This window comes from Maribacter sp. Asnod1-A12 (genome assembly GCF_045063735.1).
Taxonomy (GTDB): domain Bacteria; phylum Bacteroidota; class Bacteroidia; order Flavobacteriales; family Flavobacteriaceae; genus Maribacter.
Map to the genome: position 1 here is coordinate 515,063 of NZ_JBEFNZ010000006.1, position 19,200 is coordinate 534,262.

Below are 19,200 nucleotides of genomic sequence, written 5' to 3' on the forward strand. Positions count from 1 at the left end.
GTCCTAAATTTATGCTGTTATACCTTTTGCTGCTTTGATAACTTCTTCTGAAATATTAGAAGGAGTTTCTGCATAGTGTGAAAATTCCATTGTTGAAGTTGCACGACCTGAAGATAATGTTCTAAGAGAAGTAACATATCCAAACATTTCAGATAATGGCACTGTACCCTTAACAACTTTTGCTCCAGCTCTATCGCTCATATCACCAATAGTACCTCTACGTCTATTTAAATCTCCAACGATATCACCCATGTTTTCTTCAGGAGTAATAACTTCTAACTTCATGATTGGCTCCATAACAACGGCACCAGCAGCTTTACCAGCAGCTTTGTAACCCATTTTTGCAGCTAATTCGAAAGAAAGTGCATCAGAATCCACAGGGTGGAAAGATCCATCCTTAAGAACAACTTTCATAGAATCCATTTCATATCCAGCTAAAGGTCCGTTTTGCATTGCAACTTTAAAACCTTTCTCTACAGATGGAATAAATTCTTTTGGAATACGACCACCTTTAATTTCATCAACAAACTGAAGTCCTTCTCCTTCGAAATCCTCATCAGCAGGACCCATTTCAAATACAATATCACCAAACTTACCACGACCACCAGATTGCTTCTTATAAGTTTCTCTGTGTCCAGCCGTTTTAGTTAAAGCCTCTTTGTATTCTACTTGAGGTTCACCTTGACTAACTTCAACCTTAAATTCTCTTCTTAAACGATCAACAATAATATCTAAGTGAAGCTCACCCATACCAGATATAATTGTCTGTCCAGAAGCCTCATCAGTTTTTACTTGGAAAGTAGGATCCTCTTCAGCTAATTTAGCTAAAGCCATACCTAACTTATCAACATCTGCTTTCGTCTTTGGCTCTACAGCAATACCAATTACCGGTTCCGGGAAGTCCATACTTTCCAAAACAATTGGGTGCTTTTCATCAGACATGGTATCACCAGTCTTAATATCTTTAAAACCTACAGCCGCACCAATATCACCTGCTTCGATAAAATCAATAGCATTTTGCTTATTGGAATGCATTTGATAAATACGAGAAATACGTTCTTTTTTACCTGAACGATTGTTCAATATATAAGACCCAGCATCTAAACGACCAGAATATGTTCTAAAGAATGCCAATCTACCTACGAAAGGATCGGTAGCAATCTTAAATGCTAAAGCCGAGAATGGCTCTTTTACATTAGGCTTACGTTTTTCTACAGCACCTGTATCAGGATTTGTTCCTTCGATATCATCCTTATCTACCGGAGAAGGTAAATATCTACAAACAGCATCCAATAAAAACTGAACACCTTTATTTTTGAATGAAGAACCACATATCATAGGGATGATAGCACGATCCATAACCGCAGCTCTTAAAGCAGCGTGTACTTCTTCTTCAGTAATAGAATCTTCGTCTTCGAAGAATTTCTCCATTAACTCCTCATCATATTCTGCAACAGCTTCAATTAAGGCAGCTCTATACTCCTTAACTTCAGCTTTCATTTCTTCAGGAATATCGATCACATCAAATGTAGAACCGAATCCTTCATCATGCCAAACAATTGCTCTGTTCTTAGCCAAATCAACAATACCCCTAAAATCAGCTTCATCACCGATAGGAAGTACAATTGGCACAGCATTAGAACCTAACATTTCCTTAACTTGCTTACACACCATAAGGAAATTAGAACCCTGACGGTCCATTTTGTTCACAAAACCTATTCTTGGAACTTTATAATTGTCAGCCAATCTCCAGTTAGTTTCTGACTGAGGCTCAACACCATCAACAGCACTAAACAAAAAGACCAAACCATCCAAAACACGTAAAGAACGATTCACCTCTACGGTAAAATCAACGTGACCTGGAGTATCTATTATATTAAAGTGATAATCCTTTGTATCAGGCAATTCCTTTGCATTTTCCAAAGGAAACTTCCATGTACATGTAGTAGCAGCAGAAGTAATTGTAATACCTCTTTCTTGCTCCTGCTCCATCCAGTCCATAGTAGCAGCACCATCATGAACCTCACCTATCTTATGACTTACACCCGTATAAAAAAGTATACGCTCTGTCGTAGTAGTCTTACCAGCATCAATATGCGCAGCAATACCTATATTTCTTGTAAATTTTAAATCTCTTGCCATGTCTATTTAGAATCTAAAGTGCGAAAATGCTTTGTTTGCCTCAGCCATCTTGTGCGTATCGACTCTTTTCTTAACAGCTGCACCTTCCTCTTTTGCAGCAGCTAAAATCTCTCCAGCCAATTTTTGAGCCATACCCTTTTCGTTACGCTTTCTTGCATAACTAATCAACCACTTCATAGCTGTTGATATTTTACGGTCTGGTCTAATCTGCATTGGAATTTGAAATGTTGCACCACCAACTCTTCTACTTCTAACTTCCACGTGGGGCATTACATTACTTAATGCATCTTTCCAAAGCTCTAAAGCTGTCTTCTCTTCATCAGTCTTCTTTGCATCCACGATATCAATTGCATCGTAAAAAACACCAAAAGCAACTGATTTTTTACCATCCCACATCATCATATTGACGAAACGTGTCACCAACTGATCATTAAATCTTGGATCTGGTAAAAGTGGTCTTTTCTTTGCCTGTCTTTTTCTCATTACTTCCTTTTAAACAAGTTTAATTACTTCTTAGGGCGTTTTGCACCATATTTAGATCTACGTTGTGTTCTACCGGCCACACCTGCTGTGTCCAATGCACCACGTACAATATGATACCTAACTCCTGGTAAATCTTTAACTCTTCCGCCTCTTACTAATACTATCGAGTGCTCTTGAAGATTGTGACCCTCTCCTGGAATGTAAGCATTCACTTCCTTACCGTTAGTTAACCTTACCCTTGCTACTTTTCTCATAGCTGAATTTGGTTTCTTAGGCGTGGTAGTATAAACACGTGTACAAACACCCCTTCTTTGAGGACACGAATCCAAAGCAGCCGATTTACTCTTCTTAGTAATCGTCTCTCTTCCTATTCGTACTAATTGTGATATTGTTGGCATACTATAATATATAAAATTACCCCTACTTTAAGGGTCGGCAAATGTAGTAATATTTCATTATAATTCAAACCCTTACGTATTTATTTTTATTTTTTTTCAAACAGTCCTTTTTACTTCCCTATAAACATGTATAAAATTTCAACCAAACAAAGAGATAACACCTTGGCATACCTACATGATTTGTAGTCCAATCATAATTTAATATTTTGTATTCATTTTTAAGTAATTATGAATTTATTAAAACTATAGATGCATATTTATGCATCTATTAATTAAAACCTTGCGAAAATTTTAATATCAAAATTATTAATGTATTACTAAAATTTTCTTAAAATTTTTTAGTCTTGTTAACATATTATTATGAGTTTTACTACTAACTAACTCAAATAATTTAAAAATGAAAGCAAAACTAAAACGATGGTTAACACTAATTCTGGTGCTAGTCGTGCATATTACCTTTGCACAACAAAAAGAAATCACTGGTACAGTTTCAGATCAAAATGGATTACCACTACCCGGGGTAAACATAATTGTACAGGGAACTACTAACGGAACACAAACTGATTTTGACGGGAACTACTCTATTAGTGGTGCAACTGGCCAAACCCTACTATTCACCTACATAGGGCAAAAAACCGCCAGTAAAGTAATTGGAACAAATTCATCCATAAGTATTCAAATGGAAGAAAGTGCAGAAGCCCTAGATGAAGTGGTTGTAACAGCACTTGGGGTTAAAAAAGAAACTAGAGCAGTTGGCTACTCTGTACAAGCTGTAAGCTCAGAAACCATTAACAACTCAAATGCGAATGATGCGCTTTCTGCACTAGCAGGCCAGGCGGCAGGGGTAAAAATCACAAGCGCATCTGGATCTGCAGGAGCAGGAACAAGAATAGTAATAAGAGGACAAACTTCTCTATCGGGAGACAATCAAGCCTTAATGATCGTGGATGGCGTTAGAATGAATAATTCTCAGAACAATTCAGAAAGTAGAAATGCCGGTGTAGCAGGATCTAACAGAGGTATGGACATTAACCCTGCCGACATTGAAACCATAAACGTATTAAAAGGGGGAGCTGCAGCAGCGCTTTACGGTGTTGATGGCGGTAACGGAGTTATTGTGATTACAACTAAGAAAGGTGCCCCTGGAAAACTAAAAGTAAATGTAAGATCTAACCTTACATTTAGTAAAGTCAATAAGTACCCAGAACTTCAGAACACTTTTGTTCAAGGTAGCGGAGGGGTTTGGGCTGGTCCTGAAACAGGAACTTCAGGAAGTTGGGGTCCAGACAAGTCTAACTTATTCTGGGATGGCTCTGATTACGCGTATGACAACAATGGCAGAATCGTAGAAGGAAACACAACAGGAAACCTCACTCCTTTTACAACTTATGACGTATTTGAAGTTTTCCAAACAGGAGTGACAACAGAAAACTCATTCTCAATATCTGGCGGTGGAGATAAAACAACATTTCGTTTGGCTTATGGAAAAACATCAGAAGAAGGTATAGTACCAAAAAATGATTTTGACAGAAATACTTTAAACTTCTCAGGTTCCGCAAAAATAAGTAACAAGTTTTCAATAAACATGTCAGGTACCTACACAAATTCCAGCTCTTACAGAATACAACAAGGTAGTAACACTTCTGGTTTAATGTTAGGTTTACTAAGAACACCTATTTCTTTCGACAATAGTAATGGGTTTGCCAATGCCCAAGATGAAATAGCAGCTTACGAATTTGAAGATGGATCTCAAAGAAATTACCGTGGCGGGGGTGGTTATGACAATCCTTATTGGGTTATAAACAATGTACCATATACTGATGAAGTGAATAGGTTTGTTGGTAGTGTAGGTATTAATTACACTATTACAGACTGGTTAAATTTTGCTGGTAATGTAGGTATTGATACTTATGCAGATGATAGAGTTCAATTTTTTGATATTGGTTCAAGAACGAATACAGCAGGAGCGCTTATATTAGATAACTATGCTTATCGTCACACTGATAATTATTTCAATTTAAACGGTAACACCGACATCTCAGAAGACTTGAATTTTGGATATTTATTAGGTGTCAATATCTATTCGGAAGAACAAAAAGTAACTTACGTTGAAGGTTCCGATCTAGGCATAAAAGGTTTTAATAATATTACCAATGCTGCTACTGTACAAAGTGACTATGATGTATCCAAGAAAAAGAACGTTGGTTTTTATGGTCAATTGGATTTTGGTTATAAAAGAATGTTATATCTAACAATTACCGGAAGACAAGATTACCTATCCACATTAGAAGACCCTAACAACTTCTCCCTAGAAAACATTGCCTTATTTTATCCGTCTGCTAGCTTAGGTTTTGTTTTCAGTGAATTAACCGGCACTAGTGATTTCTTATCTTTTGGTAAATTAAGAGCGTCTTGGGCACAAGTAGGTGCTGGTGCACCATCGGCATACGCCACATCTACCGCATATGAAACTGCAGCTATAGCAGATGGATGGTCGACCGGTATAAATTTTCCTTTTAATGGAACTGCTGGTTTCCAAATTAATGATGATTTAGGAAATAACTCCTTAAAACCATCCACAGTAACATCAGAGGAAATAGGTTTAGATTTAAGATTGTTCAAAAATAGACTTTCAATAGATGCAGCCTATTATCATAGACTCGCAAAGGATCAGATCTTAGCTGTACCAATTGCCAAATCTACAGGTTATGATTCAAGTTTCTTAAATTCAGGCGAGCTAGAGACCACAGGTCTTGAAGTTACTTTAAATGCAAAAATTATAGATGGTGATAATTTCAAATATAACCTAGGCGTAAATTTTGACAAAAGTGAAACTATAGTTAATTCATTAGCTGAAGGTGTTGAAAGTCAATTTCTAGGAGGTTTTGTTTCTTACAATATCCCCGGTGAGCGTTTCGGTCAACTTTATGGCGGTTCTTTTTTAAGGGATGATGCTGGTAATATAATTATTGATGATGACCCAACATCTTCTAATTACGGGTTACAAATTGCCGACCCAGAACTTAAGGTAATAGGAGATCCAACACCAGATTTCACTTTAGGTTTCAACAATACCTTCACCTATAAAAATTTAACTCTTAACTTCTTATTAGAATGGAAACAAGGTGGAGAAATGTGGAATGGCACAGACTGGGCACTTAGCTTTTTTGGACGATCAAAAATTACCGAAAACCGTGGAGAAACTTTAATCATCGAAGGTGTTAAACAATCTGATGGATCAGCTAATGATATTGTTGCAACCTTAGACCAGTATTATTACGAAAGTAGCGGTCTAAGTGGTTTCGGCAGTGTAGACGAGGCTTTTGTACAAAGCACATCTTGGTTACGCTTAAGGTCTTTAAACTTATCTTATGACCTAACAAGCGCCATCAATAGTGATTTCTTTGACAATGTTAGTCTAACTTTTACAGGAAATAATCTATGGCTAGAAACCCCTTATACTGGTGTTGACCCAGAAACAAGTTTAACCGGTGCCGGTAGTAACGCACAGGGTATAGACTATTTTAACAACCCAGGCACTAAATCATATGGATTAGGCATCAATTTAACTTTCTAAAAAATAAAGTAATCATGAAAAATATAATATACAAAGGGTTATTTCTATTGATTTTAGGCTTCATAATATCATGTGAGCCTTTCCTCGAAGAAACAAACGAAAACCCAAATGACCCAACCGAGGTATCGTCGGCGGCTATATTACCTACAATACAACTAGCACTTGCATACAATTACAATGCGAATTTCTCGAGAGTTTCTTGTATGTGGGTTCAACAAATAGAAGGGCTAGACCGCCAGTGGGCTGGTTTCAATAGTTACACTACGGTTGCATCCGACAGAAGTACAGACTGGTCTAACTTCTACGTTGATGTTCTACAGAATTCTGATATAATGATTCAGCAATCTTCAGAAGCTGGATACAACCATTACGTAGGAGCAGGACAAATTTTGAAAGCTTTTTCATTAATGGTTATGACAGATTACTGGAATGACATACCTTATACAGAAGCTTTTACAGGTGTTGAAAATTTACAGCCCGCTTATGATTCTCAAGCATCCATTTACTCAGAAATACATTCTCTACTAGCCAGTGGAAGAAATAATTTTGCTTCATCTGATGGCGGATTAGCTCTTTCTGGTGATTTAATTTATTTTGGAGATACTTCTGCATGGATAAAAGCAGCGCACGCCATTGATGCGAAAGCATATTTGCACGAAGGTTTGCTAAACACCGCCAATTACGCCGCTGCCTTAACATCTATTGAAAATGCTTTTGACTCTAGCGCAGATGATTTTAATTTCGCTTTCGGAACTGGGGCAGCGACAGCTTCTCCATGGTACCAATTTAACCGAGATAGAGGCGATATCGGTTTTAGCCCAACAATGGATGCTGTTATGGTCAACCTAAATGACCCTAGAAAAGATATTTATGACGGTGATAATGAATCAACATTCTTGATTGAATACGATACACATGAGTTCTTTACTATAGACCAAGCAGTAGATATGGCAACTTACACAGAGTTAATGTTTGCAAAAGCAGAGTGTCTTATTGCAACTGGCGGTTCGCAAGCAGATATAAGCGAAGCTTATTTTGCCGGAATTGAAAGTTCATTTTCTAGCCTAGGGCTTGACACTGAATACTCAACCTACACTACACAAACAGCCGTTTCGCCAGCTTCTATAACTTTAGAAAATATAATTACTCAAAAATGGTTGGCGCTATATGCAAATCCAGAAACATATAGTGATTGGAGAAGAACTGGCCTACCAAGTTTAACACCTGTTAGTGGCTCAGCAATACCGACTAGGTTTTTATACCCACAGACAGAATTGGACCTTAATACCAATACACCCTCTGTTACTTTATTTGAAAAAGTAGATTGGGACACCAATTAATAACCAGGTTATCATAAAACATTAAAAAGCCTGTAAATTTCTTTACAGGCTTTTGTTTCAACAAAATATTTCTCACCTAAAACACTTTGTTAAAACCTTCAAAATATCTTTAACAAGCATACTAAAAACCCATACAATTTTCGATCTGAATAAAATGCAGGTTTTTCTGATTTTTTTTGAAGAATTGCGAATATGATAAAAAAAACCATGCTGAATTATATAACTTTAAATCTGGATCGTGTTTTATCTGTAACTTCCAATTTCATAACAAGTTCTTAAAGTTTTATTAAAATTATCTTGCATTATTAACACATTATTGTGATGTTTGTCGCTAGCTAATTCAAATAATTTAAAAATGAGAACAAAACTAAATGGATTGTTAACGCTACTTCTAGCGTTAGTTGTGCATATTTCTTTTGCACAACAAAAAACAGTTTCCGGTACGGTTACTGATCAGGGAGGGCTTCCTTTGCCCGGAGTTAACATTGTAGTAGAAGGTACCACAACAGGTACCCAAACTGACTTCGATGGTAACTACTCTATTATGGCCGCACAAGGCGAAACATTATTATTCACTTACATCGGTCAAAAAGCCGTAAGAAAATCGGTTGGTGCTGGTAGCACGGTAAGTGTACAAATGGAAGAAGATGCTCAAGCTCTTGAAGAAGTGGTTGTTACCGCTCAGGGTATTAAGCGTGAGAAAAAAGCTTTAGGTTTCGCTGTATCATCAGTGAACGAAGAAGATTTAGAGTCTAGATCTGAAGGTGATGTAGCACGTGTATTATCAGGTAAAGCATCAGGTGTACAAATTACTGCTGCAGGTGGTATGTCAGGTTCTGCAACTAATGTAGTTGTAAGGGGATTAAGTTCTTTTAGTGGTAGTAATCAAGCTTTATTCGTAGTTGATGGCGTTCCTTTTAGTAGTGATACTAACGCTCAAGACACAAATGGTGGTGGTTCTAACTTCTTGACTGGTAATACTGGTTCTTCAAGATTCTTAGATTTAGACCCAAACAACATCGCAAAAATCGAAGTACTTAAAGGTCTTGCTGCTGCAACACTTTATGGTTCTCAAGGTAAAAACGGTGTAATCCTTATCACCACTAAAGCAGGTTCTTCTGTTGGTGGAAAGAAAAAAACTGAAATTACAGTTAATCAATCGTACTTCGTTAACGAATTTGCTTCATTACCAGATTACCAAGATGAATACGGAAATGGTTTTGATCAAGCATTCGGTTGGTTCTTCAGTAACTGGGGACCTAGCTTTGAAGAAAGTGGTCTTTCTGGTTGGGGCAGACAATCTTCTATCGATGAAAATGGTACTTTAGAACATCCTTATAGTACAACTTCAGTAGCTTCTACAAGAGAGGCTTTTCCTGAATTACAAGGAGCTAGATATGATTGGAAACCTTACAACTCAGTAGAAGAGTATTTCAAACCTGGCTCAGTAAGTTCTACTTCTGTAAACATTAACGGTGCTTCTGAAGATGGCAACACAACTTTTAATGCCAATTTTGGTTATTTAGATGATGAATCTTTTATTCCTGGAAATGGTTTAACAAGAGCTAACGTTTCTATTGGTGGTCGATCTAAATTATCAAATAGATTTACAGTATCTGGGGCTATGAACTACTCTAGAACTGATTACAATTCACCTCCAATTGCGGCTAGTGAGGGTAACGGTACTACTGGTCTTTCTATTTTTGGTAATATTTACTTTACCCCAAGAAGTGTTGATTTATTAGGTTTACCTTATCAAAACCCAATTGACGGTTCTAGTGTGTACTATAGAAATGGAAATGACATTATCAACCCTCGTTGGACAGCAAACAATGCAAAATATTCTCAGTTAACTACACGTGTTTTCTGGAATGCATCTGTTCAATATGATATAAACGATAATCTTAACATGACATATAGAGCAGGTTTAGATTATTATAACGAAAGAAACGAGCAGTATTCTAATAAAGGTGGTGTTGAATTTACAAGCGCTATTTTTGGTTTCTTAAATACATATGATAACAATAACACTATTTGGGATCACTATTTGGCTTTAAATGGTAATTACGATTTATCAGAAAAATTAGGTCTAACTTTTAACGTTGGTGCAACTTCTAGATCAACAACTTTTGATCAATCAGGTGTTGCTAGTACGGGTCAAATTGTTTTTGATATTCAAAGACATTTCAATTACCTGAACCAATCACCTATTCAATATACAGAAAAAAGAAACATAGCTGGTATCTTAGGTCAAGCTACCTTAGATTATGACAACATGTTGTTTCTAACGGCATCAACAAGAACTGACTGGGTTTCCAACCTTATTACAGAAAACAACAGTCAAACCTATCCAAGTGTTAGTGGATCTTTCTTACCGACTGCTGCTTGGCCTAGTATTAAGTCTGAAAAAGGACTTAATTTTTTAAAGATAAGAGCTGGTTTAGGTCAGTCTGCGACATTCCCTACAGCGTACCCAACGGTAAGTGTAGTTGAGCAAAACACACAAGTTTACGGTGATGATGCTGGCGTAACTACCAATCAAGTTTCAGGTTTTAAAGCAAATCCTGATCTAAAGCCTGAGGTACTTTCTGAATTTGAAGTAGGTTTCGAATCGAAATTCCTTAGCAATAGAGTTTCTTTAGACTTCACTTATTTTGATAGAACGACTAAAGATCTTATTGTAGAGGAACCTCTTTCTCCATCAACAGGTTTTACCTTTACTCAAAGTAACGTTGGTAAAATAGAAGGTGATGGTATTGAAATTGACTTAGGTGTTGATTGGTTTAGAAGTGATGACAGAACCGGTTTCAATTGGAATACTAGAGCAAACTTTACTAAAAATAAATTTATTGTAACTGAACAAGAACAAGATATCATCATTTATGCTGGTAGCTCAACTTTATCTATAGGTGGTAATGCCGCAATAAAAGGAGAACAACTAGGTGTAATTGTTGGTGATGCAATCGCAAGAGATGCTGATGGCAATTTCTTAATTGATGATGGTGGTGATTATGTTACTACAGAAGTTGATTTAGATGGAAACGTACCAGTAATAGGTAATCCAAACCCTGATTATGTCATGAACGTTATCAACTCTTTTTCTTATAAAAATTGGAACTTAGGTTTTCAAATTAGTCATATTAAAGGTGGTGATATTGTTTCTAACACTATAGGTACTTTATTAGGTAGAGGTTTAATAACTGAAACTTTAGATAGAGAGAATACATATATATTACCTGGTGTTTCTCAAAGTACTGGTGAAGTAAATAATAAGCAGATCAATAACTCTACGTACTACTTCAACAATATTTTATTCGGTCCAACTGAATTAAAGGTATATGATGCCTCTGTAATTCGTTTACAAGAACTTTCTTTAGGATACACTTTCCCAGCCAAAGCACTAGAAAGAACTCCTTTTGGATCATTAACAATTACCGCTCAAGGTTTTAACTTGTGGTATGATGCTTACAACACGCCAAAGGGTGCTAACTTTGACCCGAATATTCAAGGCGCCGGTGTTGGTAACTCTCAAGGTTTTGACTTTATTAACGGTCCTAGTTCTAGAAGATATGGTGTTAGTGTTAAAGCAACCTTTTAAAAATTGCTAATCTTAATTAATAGAAATATTATGAAAAAAATAATTAAATATATAACCGTTGTTTTAACTGCAGGAGTGCTTTTAAACTCATGTGAAACAACAGATCTAGATCTTAGGACTAGCCCTAATGATCTTGCTGCTGATCAAGCAGATCCAAATTTATTGTTGAATTCAATTCAACTTGCTTATGTAGCAAATATGTATACCATAAACGATATCGGTTCTGAATTAACTAGAATTGATTATATGCTTGGTCGTAATTATTTCAACACATACCCAGGTAATACTTTTGATGATATCTGGGAACGTCTTTATAGTAGTACAGATGGCAATGACGATGTGTTTACATCGACTGTTGACTTAGGTATATTTCCAAATGTTGATAATCTTAAAACAATTGATGCTGAAAGTGATACGGATTATTCTTTTCATATTGCAGTTGGCCAGACCTTAAAAGCACATATGCTTTTATTATTAGTTGATTATCTTGGAAAAGCAACTTTAAGCGAAGCTGGTAACTCTGTAGATTTTCCTGCACCATTATTAGACGATGGACAAGATGTTTACACAGGTGCATTAGCCTTATTAACCGAGGCTGAAACTTTATTTGCTGCAGAACCTGGAACACAAGGTGGTGAAGACTTTTTCTACGGAGGCGATACTGAGAATTGGATAAAATTAGTTAATACAATCAGACTAAAAGCTGCAGTTACCACTGGAGACGCAAGTTCATTTAGCTCAGTTATTGCTGGTGGAAATTATATTTCAAGTACAGAAGACGATTTTCAATGGCAATATGGAACAAGAGATTTACAACCTGATACGCGTCACCCTGATTACCAGGATGACTATACTCTAAGTGGTGCAAATTTATATCAGAACAACTGGTTAATGAATAACATGTTGGTAAAAAATGACCCTAGAATAAGATATTACTTCTACCGTCAAGAAAGCGCTACACCAGGTGCTGCCGGGGAACCTGCAAACGAAGAATTACTTGCTTGTTCTTTAGCAGTTCCACCTGCACACTACGATGGTTATGTTTACTGTTCAGTACCAAACGGATACTGGGGTCGATCTCATGGAAATAATGAAGGTACACCTCCAGATGGTTTCCAAAAAACTGCAGTAGGTGTTTATCCAGCTGGTGGTCGTTTTGATGATAGTAGTTTTGATGTTGTCGGTCTTGGCCTTGGTGGTGGAGGTGGTGGTATTGAGCCAATCATCCTTGCGTCATATGTTGATTTTTGGCAAGCTGAAATGGCTACTTCTGCAGCTGAAAAAGTGACTTTCTTAAGATCAGCAATGACAAAGTCTATTGCTAAAGTGCAAAGCTTTGGTTCTTTAGATTCTAGTGCAGATTTATCTGTAGCACCTTCTGATGAAGATGTTACTACATATATAGATGGCATAGCTGCTGATTACTTAGCTGCTTCTGGAGATGATCAAACAAACATATTATCTGAGCAATATTGGATTGCACTTTATGGTGGTGGTGTCGAAGCTTACAACTATTATAGAAGAACAGGCTTTCCAACTACTTTAGCACCTAACTGGGAACTAAATCCTGGTTCATTCCCGAGATCATTCCTATACCCTCAAACCGAGGTTATAACCAACTCGAATGTTTCTCAGAAAGCTGATTTATCAACTCAAGTATTTTGGGATACTAATCCTGCTGGACCTGCATTCCCATCTGCTAACTAAAAAATAAGAAAATGAAAATAAACAATAAAATATTAGGCGCTATAATAGGTGTTTCATCGCTTCTTGCAACATCATGTGATGATGATGGAGGTAAAGTTATTGATGAAGTATTTGCAGAGACTACTAGAGGTGCTGTATTAAGAACAATTGAATCTGACGGAGTTTTTGATCGTTTCGATACATCTACCACTTTTGGCTTTACTTTTGAAGAGCAAGATTATGAAGATGGTGATCTTTTGGAAAAAGTTGATCTATACATTAGTTTTGAAGACAACACTGAAGCGAATGGCGATTCAACTGTAGAAGAAATACTTATTGAAACATATCTACCTGCAGATTTTACCGACGGTGAATTTGGCTTACCTAGAGCTAGTTATAATACTACTTTAGCAAACGCTTTATCATTATTAGGTTTGGTTGAAGGTGATTTTGACGGTGGTGATGCTGTTCAGTATCGATTGGTACTTACCCTCACCGACGGTAGAACTTTTAGCAATGACGATAGTACAGGAACAATTACAGGATCTTTCTTTAATGCTCCGTTCTTTTACGGACCAGTAATTAAATGTATACCTCCAACCCCAGTTGCAGGTGAATATACTATAGAATTAGAAGATAGTTACGGTGATGGTTGGAACGGTGCTTCTATTGATATTGTAATAGATGGCGTAGCTTCATCTTTTACAATAGAAGATGGTAGTGCAGGTACAGCTAGCTTTATTGTACCAGAGGGAACAACTGAATTTACTTTAGAATTTGTTTCTGGAGCATTTGATAGTGAAGTTACCTATGAAATTACTGCTCCAACCGGAGAAACGGCAATTTCTGATGGTCCAACCCCAGCAGTAGGAGCAATTACTTTGAATATCTGTAACGGGTAATCTCACTAAGTATTTAAATTATTCTATAGCTGCCCTAATAACATAGGGCAGCTATTTTGTTTAAACTAATCTCAAATTTACCCCCGTATGCTAAAATTGGTCCAGATAGTTAAAGAAAAGAACTTAATAAAGATTTATATAAGCCTGTTATTGTTTGTAATCTTTTCATGTAATAATCAGAAAAAAGACAACATAAACGAGATAGTTAACAACAATAAAATTGACGAAAAAATTTTTGAAAGTATTTCAAGTAAACAAAGCAAAATAGACTTTAGTAATAATCTTAAAGAAGACATAACGAATTATAATAATGTTTTTAATTTTGATTATTTCTATAACGGAGCAGGCGTAGGTGTTGCAGATATCAACAATGACGGACTATTAGATATTTTCTTTTCGGGTAACCAAGTAGAAAATAAACTTTATTTAAATAAAGGAAATTTTACTTTTGAAGATATTTCTCTTACTGCCGGTATTAATATTGGAAAAAAATGGAGTAATGGAGTAACGTTTGTAGATATAAATAATGATGGTTGGGAAGATATATATGTTTCTCAAGGAGGTCCTAATAACAGAAGTAACAGAAATAATCTTCTTTACATAAATAATCAAGATCTTAGTTTTACTGAAAAAGGTAACGAATATGGACTAAATGATCCTGGTATTTCTACTCAAACCGCGTTTTTTGATTATGACAATGATGGTGACCTTGATTGTATAGTAATGAATGAAAATGAATTGTACGGCTTAGATCCAGTCACCTTACTTAAAACTGTAAATAATACTGAAGAATCTAAATATTTCAATAGTAGCCATCTCTATCAAAATACTAACGGAAAATATGTTGATGTAACAAAAAAAGCAGGACTTGAAAATCCCATTTTTGGTCTTGGCTTGTGTGTTTCTGACCTCAACACCGATGGGTATTTAGATATCTATATTACAAGTGACTACTACTTACCAGATGCTATATACATTAACGATAAACAAGGCACTTTTACAAATTCAGTAAAAGAATTAACACAACAGATTTCATTTTATGGTATGGGTATAGATATTGCCGATATCAACAATGATAAATTACAAGATATTTTTGTTTTAGATATGGCATCTAATGACCATTATAGAGCCAAAACGTTAATGGCATCGATGAGTACAGATAAATTCAATTATTTAACTAACACTGCGGCATTCCAATACCAATACATGTACAACTCTTTACAGCTTAACATGGGAAAAGACCACTACTCTAACATAGCTCAATTATCTTCTATGGCAAGTTCTGATTGGAGCTGGTCTGTCTTACTCTCCGATTATAATAATGATGGATTTAAAGATGTTTTTATAACAAACGGCTATCGTAAATATGCCTTAGACAATGATTTTCAAAATAAAGTTTATAATACCAAAATAAAATACAAGGGAAATATACCTAATTCCATAAAACAAAAATTATATGACCAAATGCCGTCAGAAAGTCTTCGTAATTTAATGTATGAAAACCAAGGTGATCTTAGCTTTAGAGAAACTTCAAATGAATGGGGTTTAGAAGATTTAACATTTAGCAATGGTGCTGCTCAAGGTGACTTTGATAATGATGGCGATTTAGATTTAGTAATTAATAATATTGATCAAAAAGCAATTTTATATAAAAATAATACAGTAGAAAATAATTCAGGTAATTTTTTAAAAGTCACAGCTAATTCAGCTACTTCTGAGACATTCGCTAAAGTAACAATCTCTTATGACAGCAAAAATCAATATGAAGAAGTTAAAAGGGTAAGAGGATACATGTCGTCTCAAGAAAACGCAGCCCATTTTGGACTTGGAAAATCAACCCTAGTAGATACCGTAAAAATAGAATGGTCCAGTGGCAAGAAAGCATACATGTACAATGTTAAAGCTAATTCATTTCTTACTTTTTCTGAGAAAGATGCGCTACTAAAAAATAACTCCGTACCAATTACAAACAATTCGTACTTTCAAAATGTCAGTGATAACAAACTACATTTAAATTTTAGACATAAAGAAACTGCCTACGACGATTTTGAACAAGAAATACTGCTCCCTTACAAACAATCTAACACCGGTCCATTTATGTCAAAAGGCGATATAAATGGAGATGGGAAAGAGGATTTATTTATAGGAGGTGGATCTGGTCAAGCAGGTTCGTTATATATACAAAGTGAAAATGGTTTTGTCAATCGCACTCCAAAAGCCTTAATACTTGACAAAGAGAAGGAAGACGCAGAATCTATTTTCTTTGATTTTGACAACGATAACGACTTAGATCTTTATGTAGTTAGTGGTGGAAATGAATACGGAGAAAGCTCATCTTATTATGCAGATAGATTATATATAAATAACGGTAAAGGAGATTTTAAAAAACTGGAGACTCCTATTCTCAACTCATTTCCTAAAAGCGGTAAATCTGTAACAATAATCGATTTCGATAAAGATGGTGATAACGATATATTAGTAGGAAATAGGATAATTCCGCACAATTACCCCAAATATAGCGCATCGATACTTTATGAAAATGATAATGGCACATTAATAAATGTTACTGAGAAAATAGCACCAGACCTAGAACATTTTGGTTTGGTCAATAGTATCATAACTACAGATTTCAATAATGATGGGTGGCAAGATTTTATTGCAGTCGGCGAATGGACACCAATTGGAATGTTTCAAAATAAAAATGGAAAATTCGAACTAATAACAACCGATGAACTTGCGCTGAATTCTAAAGGATGGTGGTTTAAAATAAAAGAAACGGACGTAAATAACGATGGAAATAAAGATTACATAGTTGGGAATGTCGGTAAGAACATAAAATTTACTGCAACAATTGAGAAGCCTTTTAAAATTTTTGCAAATGACTTTGATAACGATGGTATTAACGACGTTGTATTAAGTAAAAAATATCATGAAACATATGTTCCGGTTAGAGGCAGGGAATGTTCATCACAACAAATGCCATTCATTAAAGAAAAATTTACCACTTATAACGATTTCGCTCACGCAACAATGGAAGACATTTACGGTGAAAAGTTAAAAGAATCATACGCAACAGAAGCAACAGAGTTTAACTCTATACTACTTTTGAACAAGGGTAATAATCATTTTGACAAAATAATATTGCCCAATGAATGTCAATTATTTCCAACTTTAGCTATTTCTGTATTTGATTTAAACAAAGATGGTTACGAGGATTGTATTATATCCGGAAATATTTACGAAACAGAAGTGGAAACACCGAGACTTGATGCTATTTCGGGTTTAGCGTTAATTTCTAATAAAGTAAACGGTTATTTACCTTCAACAATGGAAAGAACAGGATTATATTTGAGAGGTAATGTAAAAAGTACTGAATCGGTAAAATATAATGACAGAACCCTTCTAGTTGCCGGTTTTAACGATGACAAACTGAGAACTTTCGAATTAACAAAAAATTAAACTATCTGAATATAAGAGGTTTAAAAAAAATAGTTAAATTCTAGCACTAAAATAACCACACCATGAAAAAATTATTAATACTTGCTGCAGCAGCATTAGCTTGTAACAATTTACAATCGCAATATGCAGGTCAGGTGCCTTCAAACCTAGCAGGTGCTAGTCAAAATGCAGCTGCAGGTGCAGCAATTTCCAACTTCTTAGGACCCGTTAACGAGGCTTATCAAAAAAGGCGTGAAATAGATTTAGATAAATTTCAAGGCTCACCATACACTTCCAACACTTTTGCCCCAACAATCTTAAAATATAATGATGAAGTCGTCGGTTCCATTTACTATAGATACAATGCCCTGAATGAAGAGATTGAAATAAAAAAAACTTCTTCAGAAGAAGAAGCATATCAAGCATTGACCAAAGACAAAGATATTAGTTTGCTTATCAATGCAAACCCTTTAAGCTTTAAAACGTTTGTAACAGAAAAAAAAGCTACACTTAACGGCTATTTAACTTTGATACAAAAAGGTAACAAATATGACCTATTCGAAAGAACTCTAGTAAAGTATACAGAAGGGCAACCTGCCCAAAATTCTTTTGTGGCAGCTGTACCTAGCAGATTTACAAAATTTACCGAGTATTACTTTCAAAAAAAGGGTATAAATAGAATTGACCAAATACCGCAAAAAAACAATAAGCTTTTAAAATTAGTCGATGAATCTAAAAAGGAAGAATTAAAAATTTTTTTAAAAGAAAAAAACTTAAACATTAAATCGAAAGAAGATTTAATGACTGTGTTCGACTATTTAAATAGCTGAAATTATTAATCTTAATATTTAAAAGCGCCCAACAATTGTTGGGCGCTTTTTATTTACCTTTGCCCCATGCAAAAAACCACTCAAATTTATGGCTTAAGAGCCATTATAGAAGCTGTCAATTCAAATGAAGAGATAGACAAGGTATTTCTACAAAAGGGTCTTAAAGGAGATTTAATGAAAGAATTGGAAGGTTTATTGCGTCGAAATGAAATCAATATGGTCTATGTACCTATTGAAAAGTTAAATAGACTAACGAAAAGCAACCACCAAGGTGCCGTTGCCAACATCTCCCCTATCGCATTTCATACTCTTGAAGATTTAGTGGAAAAGGCAAACGAAAAAGAAGGTCCCGCTTTATTTTTATTACTGGACCAACTATCTGATGTACGAAATTTTGGTGCTATTATTAGAACAGCAGAATGCACAGGTGTTGATGGCATTATCGTTCAAAAGAAAGGTGCCGCCCCAGTAACTGCAGATACTATAAAAACTTCTGCCGGTGCAGCATATAGGGTTCCTATTGCTAAGGTTGACCATTTAAAAGATGCTATTTTCTATTTACAGGCATCTGATATTAAAATAGTATCGGCTACCGAAAAAACAGATGATTCTGTTTATGATGTTCCTTTTACAGATTCTATAGCCATTGTTATGGGTGCTGAAGATCGTGGTATTACACCTTCTATATTAAAAGCTTCAGATTATAGAGCTAAGTTGCCTTTACTTGGAGAAATTGAATCATTGAATGTTTCTGTTGCTTGTGCAGTATTCTTATACGAAGCGGTTCGCCAACGTTTGTAATCATC

Annotated in this window: 11 protein-coding genes; 8 read left to right on the forward strand and 3 right to left on the reverse strand. The window is 35.5% G+C overall.

Features of this window, described 5'->3' with window-relative positions:
• Window positions 1-9 precede the first annotated feature (9 nt).
• The 3 genes from fusA to rpsL are packed head-to-tail and all read right to left on the reverse strand — an operon-like array spanning window position 10 to window position 3,023.
• On the reverse strand, window positions 10-2,142 hold the full coding sequence (gene fusA, locus ACJJVP_RS02300) for an elongation factor G (RefSeq protein WP_036152129.1): 2,133 nt from the start codon (window positions 2,140-2,142) through the stop codon (window positions 10-12).
• Window positions 2,143-2,148: 6 nt separating this feature from the next.
• Window positions 2,149-2,625, reverse strand: coding sequence for a 30S ribosomal protein S7 (rpsG, locus tag ACJJVP_RS02305; protein WP_027064831.1), 477 nt, complete (start codon window positions 2,623-2,625; stop codon window positions 2,149-2,151).
• A 23-nt stretch (window positions 2,626-2,648) separates the two neighbouring features.
• Entirely contained in the window at window positions 2,649-3,023 is a 375-nt protein-coding gene (gene rpsL, locus ACJJVP_RS02310) for a 30S ribosomal protein S12 (protein WP_036152127.1), read from the reverse strand.
• Window positions 3,024-3,420: 397 nt separating this feature from the next.
• On the opposite strand from rpsL, the gene ACJJVP_RS02315 reads away from it, so the two are divergent.
• From ACJJVP_RS02315 to rlmB, 8 genes are all read left to right on the forward strand, one after another.
• Window positions 3,421-6,600 carry a SusC/RagA family TonB-linked outer membrane protein gene (locus tag ACJJVP_RS02315; RefSeq protein ID WP_405410425.1) on the forward strand — a complete coding sequence of 1,060 codons (3,180 nt, stop codon included), beginning with the start codon at window positions 3,421-3,423 and terminating at the stop codon, window positions 6,598-6,600.
• 14 nt (window positions 6,601-6,614) lie between these two features.
• Window positions 6,615-7,940 (forward strand): SusD/RagB family nutrient-binding outer membrane lipoprotein, encoded by a 1,326-nt coding sequence (locus ACJJVP_RS02320; RefSeq protein WP_405410427.1) that lies wholly within the window; start codon window positions 6,615-6,617, stop codon window positions 7,938-7,940.
• A gap of 355 nt (window positions 7,941-8,295) precedes the next feature.
• Window positions 8,296-11,538, forward strand: coding sequence for a SusC/RagA family TonB-linked outer membrane protein (locus ACJJVP_RS02325; protein WP_405410429.1), 3,243 nt, complete (start codon window positions 8,296-8,298; stop codon window positions 11,536-11,538).
• 30 nt (window positions 11,539-11,568) lie between these two features.
• Entirely contained in the window at window positions 11,569-13,245 is a 1,677-nt protein-coding gene (locus ACJJVP_RS02330) for a SusD/RagB family nutrient-binding outer membrane lipoprotein (RefSeq protein WP_405410431.1), read from the forward strand.
• A gap of 11 nt (window positions 13,246-13,256) precedes the next feature.
• A complete protein-coding gene (locus ACJJVP_RS02335) occupies window positions 13,257-14,126 on the forward strand; it encodes a hypothetical protein (RefSeq protein WP_405410433.1) in 870 nt (289 codons plus the stop codon).
• A gap of 87 nt (window positions 14,127-14,213) precedes the next feature.
• Window positions 14,214-17,585, forward strand: coding sequence for a VCBS repeat-containing protein (locus ACJJVP_RS02340; protein WP_405410435.1), 3,372 nt, complete (start codon window positions 14,214-14,216; stop codon window positions 17,583-17,585).
• 62 nt (window positions 17,586-17,647) lie between these two features.
• Window positions 17,648-18,394, forward strand: coding sequence for a hypothetical protein (locus tag ACJJVP_RS02345; protein ID WP_405410437.1), 747 nt, complete (start codon window positions 17,648-17,650; stop codon window positions 18,392-18,394).
• Between the two features lie 66 nt (window positions 18,395-18,460).
• On the forward strand, window positions 18,461-19,195 hold the full coding sequence (gene rlmB / locus ACJJVP_RS02350; protein ID WP_405410438.1) for a 23S rRNA (guanosine(2251)-2'-O)-methyltransferase RlmB: 735 nt from the start codon (window positions 18,461-18,463) through the stop codon (window positions 19,193-19,195).
• The last annotated feature ends 5 nt before the right edge of the window (window positions 19,196-19,200 follow it).

Excerpts from the sequence above, each read along its gene's own strand:
- rpsG (WP_027064831.1), bottom strand. The coding sequence starts at position 2,625 with ATGAGAAAAAGACAGGCAAAGAAAAGACCACTTTTACCAGATCCAAGA.
- ACJJVP_RS02325 (WP_405410429.1), top strand. The coding sequence starts at position 8,296 with ATGAGAACAAAACTAAATGGATTGTTAACGCTACTTCTAGCGTTAGTT.
- rlmB (WP_405410438.1), top strand. The coding sequence starts at position 18,461 with ATGCAAAAAACCACTCAAATTTATGGCTTAAGAGCCATTATAGAAGCT.
- ACJJVP_RS02345 (WP_405410437.1), top strand. The coding sequence starts at position 17,648 with ATGAAAAAATTATTAATACTTGCTGCAGCAGCATTAGCTTGTAACAAT.
- rpsL (WP_036152127.1), bottom strand. The coding sequence starts at position 3,023 with ATGCCAACAATATCACAATTAGTACGAATAGGAAGAGAGACGATTACT.
- ACJJVP_RS02320 (WP_405410427.1), top strand. The coding sequence starts at position 6,615 with ATGAAAAATATAATATACAAAGGGTTATTTCTATTGATTTTAGGCTTC.
- ACJJVP_RS02340 (WP_405410435.1), top strand. The coding sequence starts at position 14,214 with ATGCTAAAATTGGTCCAGATAGTTAAAGAAAAGAACTTAATAAAGATT.
- fusA (WP_036152129.1), bottom strand. The coding sequence starts at position 2,142 with ATGGCAAGAGATTTAAAATTTACAAGAAATATAGGTATTGCTGCGCAT.
- ACJJVP_RS02330 (WP_405410431.1), top strand. The coding sequence starts at position 11,569 with ATGAAAAAAATAATTAAATATATAACCGTTGTTTTAACTGCAGGAGTG.
- ACJJVP_RS02335 (WP_405410433.1), top strand. The coding sequence starts at position 13,257 with ATGAAAATAAACAATAAAATATTAGGCGCTATAATAGGTGTTTCATCG.
- ACJJVP_RS02315 (WP_405410425.1), top strand. The coding sequence starts at position 3,421 with ATGAAAGCAAAACTAAAACGATGGTTAACACTAATTCTGGTGCTAGTC.